Source organism: Desulfosarcina sp. (genome assembly GCF_033791525.1).
Lineage (GTDB): Bacteria > Desulfobacterota > Desulfobacteria > Desulfobacterales > Desulfosarcinaceae > Desulfosarcina.
The window spans coordinates 1-10,506 of sequence record NZ_JASJGN010000357.1; the positions used below are offsets into that span (position 1 = coordinate 1).

7 protein-coding genes are annotated in these 10,506 nt (G+C 53.4%); 6 read left to right on the forward strand and 1 reads right to left on the reverse strand.

Annotation, left to right across the window (positions count from 1 at the left end; all coding sequences use genetic code 11):
• The first annotated feature begins 113 nt into the window (after positions 1-113).
• Genes QNK41_RS17625 through tagF form a run of 6 tightly spaced genes read left to right on the forward strand, consistent with a single transcriptional unit; the run spans position 114 to position 7,710 of the window.
• Positions 114-851: a type VI secretion system-associated FHA domain protein gene (locus QNK41_RS17625; protein ID WP_319259430.1), complete on the forward strand. Its 738-nt coding sequence runs from the start codon at positions 114-116 to the stop codon at positions 849-851.
• A 1-nt stretch (position 852) separates the two neighbouring features.
• A complete protein-coding gene (tssJ, locus tag QNK41_RS17630) occupies positions 853-1,401 on the forward strand; it encodes a type VI secretion system lipoprotein TssJ (RefSeq protein ID WP_319259433.1) in 549 nt (182 codons plus the stop codon).
• Positions 1,402-1,404: 3 nt separating this feature from the next.
• A complete protein-coding gene (tssK, locus tag QNK41_RS17635; RefSeq protein ID WP_319259436.1) occupies positions 1,405-2,790 on the forward strand; it encodes a type VI secretion system baseplate subunit TssK in 1,386 nt (461 codons plus the stop codon).
• Position 2,791: 1 nt separating this feature from the next.
• On the forward strand, positions 2,792-3,472 hold the full coding sequence (locus QNK41_RS17640) for a DotU family type IV/VI secretion system protein (RefSeq protein ID WP_319259439.1): 681 nt from the start codon (positions 2,792-2,794) through the stop codon (positions 3,470-3,472).
• Positions 3,473-6,967 (forward strand): type VI secretion protein IcmF/TssM N-terminal domain-containing protein, encoded by a 3,495-nt coding sequence (locus tag QNK41_RS17645; protein ID WP_319259441.1) that lies wholly within the window; start codon positions 3,473-3,475, stop codon positions 6,965-6,967.
• Positions 6,952-7,710, forward strand: a complete 759-nt coding sequence (gene tagF, locus QNK41_RS17650) for a type VI secretion system-associated protein TagF (RefSeq protein ID WP_319259443.1) — start codon at positions 6,952-6,954, stop codon at positions 7,708-7,710. Before QNK41_RS17645 ends, tagF begins: the two co-directional genes overlap by 16 nt.
• A gap of 98 nt (positions 7,711-7,808) precedes the next feature.
• Here tagF and QNK41_RS17655 read toward each other — a convergent pair whose 3' ends face one another.
• Complete coding sequence (locus QNK41_RS17655) at positions 7,809-9,512, reverse strand: tetratricopeptide repeat protein (protein WP_319259446.1); 1,704 nt, start codon at positions 9,510-9,512, stop codon at positions 7,809-7,811.
• Positions 9,513-10,506: the final 994 nt, after the last annotated feature.

Sequence of the window (10,506 nt, forward strand, 5' to 3'; positions counted from 1 at the left end):
GGGGCCCGGGGATGATTTCCAGCCTGTGGCGCCAGACCCGGCAAATGGTGATGATGATATCTCGGAACAGACCATCATTATCCGATCAGACGTGAAAAAGGAGTAGATGGAACATGGCCGATGAGACAACGATCAAGCGCATTTCATTCGGCCTCGCCGCCCGGTTTGAAGCCGATGGGGATGTCTCTGCCGACTCGGTGGAGGCCTACCTGAACGAACAGATGGCAGGGCTGGACAGTCACTCGCGGATCACCGCCCTGCAGGCGGTGATTGACCGACTGGGCAGCAACTGCCAGCCATCGCTGATCGGCGAGACAGACGACGAGGTGCTGACGCGGGTTTGCTCCCTGCTGCTGGGGCGCAGGGTCTCCATGGACGATCTCTCCTCCAGCGAACTGTTGGAGAAGCTGGCCGATTCCCTCAACACGATATTTAACACCCTGAACCAGCTGATCAGCGTGATCAACATGACTTTTACCGGAGAGGGGTCGCCGGATCAGACGATCCGCCAGGTGATCGGGTTCCGTTTGGAAGGGGAAGGGGAGGGGCGTTCGCTCGAAGCGTACCTGGATCAAATCAGCAATGCATTTTTAACCGCTCAGCAGTCATTTAAAGAAGCGGCCTACGCCAAAGTCAAACAGGTGCTGGCTGTTCTGGATCCCGAGCAATTGGCCTCGGAGTTGGGAAAAGGCCTTAAATTCGGCCCGATGAAAAAAGCTGAAATGTTTGAAATATACGAAGAACGCTACGAAAAAATTCAGAAATGGTTCAGTTCCGGCCGTTTCATGGAAGATTTTTTACGGGAATTTGAAAAGAATTGTCAGACCAAATTTGGAAAACAAGGAGGCTGATTTGAAACGAATTGTAATAATTTTGATCGCCGGGTCGTTATTGTTGCTAAGCGCGTGTGCCGCCAAACAGGTGCCGCCGCCCCAGTGGACCTACGAAAAAGAAGCTATCCGCCTGCACATCAAGGCGGACCATAAACTCAACCTGGACGAGGGCGAGGCGCACACATTGCTGCTGTGTGCCTACCAACTGTCCGATCCGAATACCTTCAACCAACTGTCCAATGATGATGACGGCATCTACCAACTGCTGGACTGCGGGCTCTTCGGCGACGGCGCCGCCGCCGCTAAACGGATGATCATCCAGCCCGATCAGGACCTCAACATGACCATGGACCGGGCGGAAGGTGCCCGCTATGTAGCCTTGGTGGCCGGATACTATATTCTTGAAAAAGAACGTATGGTCAGGATAGTTGAAATACCGGAAGTGTTGGAGAAAAAAGGAGTCTTGCGAGTGAAGAAAACCAGAAAACCCGCTCATATCCGTGTTGATCTGGTCCTTGGACCGCAACAGATCACCACGGTGACGACGTCAACGGTGGAAGGGCAGTGATCCATGGAAAAACCTCTTTTTTGGCATCAGGGCCTCTTCCTTCAGCCTCAGCATTTTCAACTCCAGGATCGCTACCACAGCGCTCTGTTTGAACCTGTTTATCACAGGCTGACACCCCATTTCTGGGGCGTCGACAGCATGGTTGTTGAGCAGGCAGCGCTGGGAAACCGCTCCTTCGGCCTGTCCAAAGGCAGCTTTTTGTTTGCGGACACCACCTATGCCGTGCTCAACCAAAATGCGGTCATGCAGCCACGGTCGTTTGAGACAGCCTGGGAGGACGGCGGAAAGACATTCATGGTCTATCTTGGCGTCAGAAAATTCAGCCGATCCAGTGAGAATGTGACGATTGTAGACAACCTGAACGATCTTAAAGCGGTCAGAACCCGCTACGTCGCTACAGAGGAGGCTGAAGATATCCGGGATTTGCACAGCAGCGGTCCAAATGCCCAGGTTCGGCGCATGCAATTGGTATTAAAACTGTTCTGGCAAAGCGAGATGGAGCAATTCGGGGACTATGATGTGATCCCGGTGGCGCTGCTTGAGCGGGATGGCGAAAATGTGGTGCTCAGCGACCGTTTCTTTCCTCCCTGTTTGGCGATCGACGCATCCCAACCCTTGGAAGGAATCGTCAAGGAGGTGCGTGATCAGGTCTCCGCCCGTTGCCGCCAGTTGGAGGCTTTTAAGAGGGACAGAGGCATCCACAGCGCCGAATTCGGGTCCCGCGACATGGTCTTTCTGCTGACCTTGCGGTCATTGAACCGGTACGTGTCGCAACTCATTCACATCACTGACTCCGCCGCGGTACACCCATGGGTCGCGTACGGGATTCTACGCCAACTCATGGGGGAGCTGTCCACATTTTCCGAACGGGTTTCGGTTATCGGTGAGGAAGCGGGCGGCAAGGTGCTGATGCCCGGCTACCATCATGAACAGCTCTGGCAGTGCTTTTCATCGGCGCAAAGCCTGATCACACGCCTGTTGGATGAAATTACGGCGGGGCCCGAATACATGATTGCACTGCATTTCGATGGGACTTACTATGCAACCGAACTGCAGCCGACCATGTTTGAAGGCCGCAACCGGTTTTTTCTTGCCGTTGAAACAGAAACCGATCCGCAGTCCGTTTTGCAGTCGATGGAGCAGATCGCCAAAATCAGTTCCCGAGAGTATCTGCCTATTCTTATCGCCAGGGCATTGCCAGGCATTCGGCTGGAATATCAGCAGGTAACCCCGCAGGAACTGCCACGTCGCGCAAACACGCTTTACTTTCAGATCGATCACCATGGCGAGCAATGGCAACAGGTGCAAAAGGGAAATAATCTGGCGCTTTACTGGGATAGTGCGCCGGAAGATTTCAAAGCCGAGCTGATGATCGTAGGGAGAAACTGACATGCGCTTAGCCGACTGTTTCACCGACTTGATCGCCTACACCGCTTTCGTAACCCAGTCTCCCGATTCAGGCCAGGCGTCTTTCGAGCAGGTGGATGCCAATATCCGGCGCCTGGTTGCCGACAGCGAATCCATGTGCGAGAAGGGAGGATTCACGCCCAACGACTATGACCTGGCCCGCTTCGCTGTGTTTGCCTGGGTTGATGAAACCATCCTGTCATCGACATGGCCAGGCAAGAATCGCTGGCTGGGGGAACAGCTGCAGCGACGGTACTATGAGACCTCGGATGCCGGCAAACAGTTTTTTGAACGGCTCAACACCATCGGCCCCCACCAAATCGATGTCAGGGAGGTCTACTACATCTGCCTGTCCATGGGGTTTGCCGGTCAGTACATCAACGAAGGGGATGATTACCTTTTGGATCAACTGCGGACGTCGAATCTTAAACTGCTAACCGGCAGTTCCATGGGGGTCCCGGACGTCCGCAAGATGACGCTTTTTCCCAATGGATATCAGTCAGACAAGCCTTTAAGCGATTCACGCATGCCAAGAATGCGGCGATTTACCACCTTTAGCCTGATGTGCGTGGTCGCACCGTTGGTTCTTTACGCGGCGCTGTTTTTCGTTTACCGCTTCATCCTGGGCAACATCGGACAATCACTCATCAATACGGTGCCGTAAATGAAATCACTCATCATGAAGACGCTCAAAGTGATTCTTCTCCTTTTTCTGGCCGCGTTGGCCCTTCTGTTAATCTTCGGTCTGGCCTTGATGGCGGGTTGGCCGTGGTGGGTTGGCTTTTTCTTTCTGATCGGTATTCTCGGAATCTTTCTTTTTGTGATTTTCATCAAAAAACTGTTGGCCAGAAAAAGTGAAAAAAACTTCATCCATCAGGTGATTGCAGAGGACGAATCGCGCATCAAATCGATGGATAAAGGCAAACAAGCCGGGTATACCGAGCTCCAGGCCCGCTGGAAGGAAGCGATCGGTGCCCTTCGCAAGTCGCACCTCAAGAAATACGGCAATCCGCTTTACGTGTTGCCATGGTACATGGTGATCGGTGAAAGCGGCTCCGGAAAAACAACAGCCATTCAGGGCGCCGACCTCTCTTCTCCATTTGCCGAAGTGAGTCGCGTTTCCGGAATTTCGGGTACACGGAACTGCGATTGGTGGTTTTTCGAACAGGCAGTGCTAATTGACACCGCCGGCCGATACGCGATACCGGTGGATGAGGGCAGGGATAAGGATGAATGGCAGAAGTTTCTCTCGCTGCTTGTGCGCTTCCGCAAAAAAGAGCCCCTTAACGGACTGGTGGTCACGGTCGCCGCCGATCAATTGCTGCAGGAAGGGGTTTCCTCACTGGAGAATGCCGGAAAAAGCATCCGCAGAAGAATCGATGAATTGATGCGTGTGCTGGGTGCCAAATTCCCCGTGTTCATCATGGTGACCAAATGCGACCTGATTCAGGGCGCCGTGAGGTTTTGTGATCGACTGGAAGAACCCTCGCTGCATCAGGCCATGGGACGCCTCAATACCAATCTCATCGTCGACATGGCCGCCTTCTGCAAAGAGAGCGTCGATGATATCGGCGAACGCCTTAAAGAACTCCGTCTGCTGATGCTCAACCAGAACCGTGCCAAGGGAAAAACGGCAGATCCGTCCCTGCTTCTTTTTCCCCAGGAGTTTGAAAAAATCGAATCCGGGCTGGCCGCTTTCATGCGAGGTGCTTTTCAGGAAAATCCGTACCAGGAAACACCGATACTCAGGGGAATCTATTTCAGCAGCGGCCGCCAGGAAGGTACCCCCTATTCCCATTTTCTCAGTCAATTGGGACTGATCGGCGAAAAAGAGGTGCTCCCCGGTACCAACCGTGGTCTGTTTTTACACGATTTTTTCTCCACGATTCTACCCAATGACCGAAAACTGTTTGCACCTACCCAAAAAACCCTCGAATGGAGCCGGTTGACCCGCAGCCTGGGTCTTACCGCCTGGGTGGCAATTGTGATTGCCGCCTGTGGGCTGCTCAGTTTTTCTTTTGTGAAAAATCTGAAAACACTCCGGGATGTTTCCCAATCATTTTCCACCGCACCGATTTTGCAGGGTGACATCACGACAGACACGCTGATTATGGAGCGTTTCAAACAGGCGGTCGTCAAGATCGAATCGCAGAATGCCAACTGGTGGATTCCCCGTTTGGGTCTTTACGAAAGCGATCGTGTCGAGGCTGGCTTGAAACAGAAGTATTGCCAGGTGCTCGAATCCGGGTTTCTGAATAATTTCGACAAACAGATGAGTGATCGAATGACCCGTTTCTCTGCGGCTACCCCACCTGAGGTCATGGGAAGCCATGCCATGCACCTGGTCAGGCGCATCAACCTGCTCAAAGCGAGACTGCAGGGCAGGGACAGGGAGGCGCTAACTGCACTGCCGGTGGTTGCCTATTCGGGAGACCTGATGGCAACGGCCGTGATCGATGAGATAACCGACCAGATCGGCGGCCATTATCTTTATTATTTAACCTGGCGGCGTGAAGATCGCCTGCTAAATGATGAATTGAACGACCTTCAGACCTGGCTCAAACATATTTTGACCCTCCAGGGCGCTAGCTTGAATTGGCTGGTCGACTGGGTGAACCGCAATGGCAACCTGGCCGGCGTGCGCATGGAGGATTTCTGGAAGGGCCTCTCTCCTGATCCGGAAGCGGCCGTTGTGCCTGCAGGGTATACCCCCGAGGGCAGAGATGCCATCAACGGCACCCTTGCGGAAATTGAATCCGCCCTGTTCGAGCCGCTTTCCATCGGATCGCAGAAACTCGATTTTCAGAAATGGTATGCGAACGCCTACATCGACCAGTGGGAAGCGTTTGCCAGATATTTTGCGCAAGGGCCCGACCGATTGGCCGGCCGCGACTTGTGGCAGCAGACCGGTATGAATCTGGCCACTGACCAGGGGCCCTATTTCCAGTTGCTGGCCCGGATGGCCGAATCCCTTGCCCCGGTCAAGGATCAGGAAAAGGTTCCCGAATGGGTCGATCTGATTTACCGCATGCGGGATACGCGGATCCAGGCCAAAACGCTTGATGCCCAGGGTGTCGCCAAGGCTGGGATCATCAAACGGACGACGGATAAGGTAGCGTCCAGGCTGAATCGCCTTGAATCCCGGACCGGGGTTGAGACCACAGATGCGCTTTCATTCGAAGCGCGCATGGATTCCGCCAAGGCCTATAAACAATACCAGGATGCCCTGCAGGCGCTGAGCGCAGTCGCCGATTCAAGAAAAACGGCGTTTAAGGCGGCATCCGGCCTGTACAGTGAAGATCCGGCCACCGGAGAATCGCCCTTTTTCATGGCACGACAGGGCGAGAAGAAGTTGAGAATGGTTCTGGGGAAAAAAAATAAGCAGACCGATCTTTTCTGGGACCTGATCAATGGCCCGATCCAGTTTTATCATGCCTACGTGATCCGGGAAGCCCAGTGCCAACTCCAAAGCATCTGGGAAAAGGAGGTTTTTCTTGAGGTGCAGTATGTTTCCAGTGGGATGGACCTGAACAAACTGTTGATGGGCAATGACGGGTATGCCATCAAATTTGTCAAAGGGCCGGCCGCTCCGTTCATCGATCGAAGTCGGGGCAAGGGCTACCATGCCCGGTCTATCGAGGGCCGATCCTTGGATTTCAGAACCGATTTCTTGACGTTTTTAACCCGTGGGGAACGCGTGGCCAAACCCGTCGTTGCCAATTATCGCGTCTCCATCAAGGCCTATCCCACCGACGCCAATTCAGAGGCTTTGGTCAAGCCCCATGCCACCAAACTGGAGCTTCAGTGCGGCAATGATCGCAATCAACTGATCAACCTTCACTATCCGGTCAGAAAAACATTCAACTGGTCGGCACAAAGCTGTGGCGATGTCGTATTTAAAATCGAGATCGGCAATCTCGTACTGACCACCGTCTACGACGGCTATCTCGGTTTTCCCCGATTTTTAAACGATTTCAAGACAGGGCAGCGGACCTTTCGTCCGGGTGATTTTCCCGAGCAGGCAACCGCATTGAAACGTATGCGCATAAGGAAGATCACTGCCAAATATCAATTGTCCGGGCATAAACCGGTGCTGCGGTTTCTGCAGGCGTCACCGGGCAGAGTGCCCCAGGAAATCACTTCATGCTGGGAAAATTAATCGGCAAGCCCGGCTGGGACTGGGCGGTCTTCGGCAAACACCCCGTTGCCAAGGATTATTTCCAGATCAATCTGACGTCACCGATGGCCCATGCCTTTGCCAAATGGGTGGATACCGGATTTCAGCGACTTTCCGAAGACGAGCGACGCCGCAGAGTCTGCTCATGGCGCTTCTGGTCAAAGGGGCAGAAAAGAGGTGCCACGCTCTGCGGCCTGGGAAAAAGCAGCAGCGACAGTATTGGAAGACCCTATCCCATGATGATCATCGGTGAAGGTGAACTGGACGAATGGGAGTCGTACTGGCATCTCATGCTTTTCGGGTTGGGACCCACATGGGAGGCCCTGGAATACACCGCCACCCGGCGCCTGAAAAGCCTTGATCAGCTGGAATCGGACATCAATCAGATGGAGACGCCCGGGCGGCAGTGGCAGCAGGCCAGACAACACACCGGCAATCAATTGAACGACGAGCATTCCGCGTGGCTAAAGAAAAAGATCATCCTGTCAGATGTCAGGGAGAAAGTGAAGGCCCTTATAACCGACGGCCAGCTGTTCATTCCCATAGGCGGCAATGGCGTCGAGGATCCTTTTCAATTGGCAGGGGCCTGGCACCTCGCCCTGAAGGAATGCCATGCACCCATTCCGAATACCGTTTTTATGGGGGGCAGTCCGGAAAAAACCCTGCTGGCGTTTTACTGCCGGCCTCTGGCCCCCGATGATTTTTCCGTTCTGTGGTCGGTTTGACCCGGTAAAAGAAAGTTTACCCCAAGTCTGTTCGGCCGGAAATTAAAGGCTGCTGATCCCGCGAACGCTATCACAAATGCAGATTGAGATGAACGGTTTCATGCCGCAGCCATGGACACGCAGACCTTTTTATAGAGTGCCTCCATATGCTTGCTAAGCGCTCGAGTGTTACATACCTGGCCATAGGACAGACGCTCCCGCATGTGTCGTCGAAGCTCTCGGAGCCGGATGGGGGTCTGCGGATTTTCGGCTAAAGCAACAGCATGGTCAATCATATCCTGGCAATCCGTGGCCACATAGTCGCCTACCGGACTCGACGCCAACAGAGAATAGCTCGTGCGTGATGCCCATCGGTCACCGTCATGGGTCAGTACCGGCACCCCTTGCCACAGCGCCTCCATGGTGGTGGTCCCGCCGTTGTATGGAAATGCATCCAGGGCGATGTCCATCTGATCGTAATATTGTAAGAAACCGTGATGGTTCCGTGGGCCGGATAGGGTCACCCGTTCTGCTTCCACCCCCCGTTGGCGGAATTGATCCAGGAGATATTGGCAATTCCATTTGGATTTCAGGGCCTTGTTGGCCAGGAACAGGCGTGTATGTTGGGTCTTTTTCAGTATCTCGGCCCAGGCGTCCAGGACTTGAGGCGTTATTTTATACTGGGTAATCAGACTGCCGAAGGTCAGTTCACCGGCTTGGATACAGGGTGGGTCGACAATTTCCGGAACCTCGTAAGAGACCGCAAATGTCAAGTAGCTGACCGGTAGGGTCAGAATCTTTTCTGTGTAATATTTTGCTTCATCCGATCGAACAACCCACGGATCGCCTATGATATAATCAAAACCGGCGAGTCCCGAGGTGGCATACATATTAAACCAGGCAACCGTCACCGGGGCAGGGTGACCGAGAAACAGCGCAAGCCGCCGAGGTGTGCTATAAGCATTCAAATCCACCAGGATATCGATCGCTTGGCTTTGGATGAGGGCCCCGAGTGCGAGATTATCCAACTTGGCAACCTCGTGGATGCGATCACCGGCATGGTTGTGATAGCCGGGCCAAGCGCTGCCGATGGGGCTGTCGCTGAACAGATGGATTTCAAACGCATACCGATTGTGATTATTGATTAATCCCCAAACCGGTTTCATGTAGTTGCCGCAATGGAAAAACTCAGAAAGATAGCCCACGCGAAGTCGTTTTTTTATGCTTCTGCCGGGCCATGGTCGCCTGATCGTTTTGACCGCTGTTTCTTGTTCGGCCAGTCGTGCGGCGAATTCTTTTCTCATATCGAAGATTTCTTGTTGGCCTGACTGACCGCAACCAGGCATGATCGTGGCCAGACTCAGCCAGGGGTCGATTAGATCGGACTGCTCAGTGCATTGTTTAAGATGATCGGCAGCCTCGTCCGTTCGTCCGAGTCGATAAAGCGCACGCGCGAGGTTGTGAAGGGTTTTGGGGTTTTTCGGCTTCAAGTCGAGGCTTTGTCGGTAGGTCTCAATTGCCTGAGCATATTCGCCGACGTCGGTTAAGGCATCGCCAGTATCAGTGTAGTCCATTGCCGTAGCCTGTCCGGACCCGATGAGACGGTCGAAAACGTGCAAGGCAGGAAGATACTGGTCGATCCGAACAAGGACCTGGGCAAGGGTTCTGAGGATATCCAAATCGTTGGGATTGAGACCGGTTGCTTCCTGCAGGGTGGCTGCCGCCAGGTCCAACTGATTTTTATCGATCAATCCCCGTGCCTTGGCGAGTAAGATGCCAGCATCGGTTGATTCGGATCGGTTTGTGGCTTTTCGATTATCCACGTAAATTCACCTCGTCGCATGCTTCAAACTTTCCGCGTACCACCCTGTCTTTGTTCGTCGCGGCAAGGAAGAACCTCGACTCATTATCGCATTCGATTCGCAGTCGCAGCTCAACAATACCACCGCAGACGGTGTTCAGACAAGTTGCCGATCGCATGCTCCGCGGAAGATTACAGCCGTTTGCCGCGTGGAAGACACAGGATCCCCTATACGTTGCAGGGGGTAAACGAAGAGAAAAGGCGTTTAATATAGAGCGAGAGTCGGCTTCGGGGTGTGTGTTTGCCCAACGACGAATGACATCCTGATCCAAATGTGCTCCCGTTCCTCCTCTCAAGCAGCAATTTCCTTTGCAGAGGGCACAAGCGGCCTTCAAGATCGGCAGCGATGGTTGATCATCCTCAAGTGGTCGCGGTTCGTGCGGCGGATCGTTAAGGGTTCCTTCCACCAATCGAATCAACCGTTTCACAAAACGATAGCGTTGCTTTCGTGGTAGCGGAACGATCGGCCGTTCGTTTGCCGGCGTGACGATAGCGCGGTAATTTTCGGGTGATTGGATACCGAGCACCGGTGCAATTGTGTGGCGAAATCGTTGGGCCCGAACGAGACTGCTTCTGTAACGCCGAACCAGATATTCATCGTGCTTCCGACGTGAGTCACGTTGTATCTTGCGATAGGCGATGAGACACTTCCATCCACTACAGATGTTTTGCGACCGTGTTCGATGTCGTATGATGGGCGCGTCGCATATTTGGCATCGGTTGTAATCCATTTCAGATAATCTGCTGTGTGGCCATATCGGCCGTGGTGACCCAGGCGATAGCCGCGTTGAGGAAATTGACGAGGGGTGCGGTCGCTGTAAAAGATCTGTCGGGACAGACTGGATAGGAACTTGCTTTTTGGTGAACGAGTATAATTTTATGTTAACGGAGTGTCAATACTCATGCGGCTGTAACATGTTGTAGAGCGGTCACCCCAATGTTGCATAAACAATATT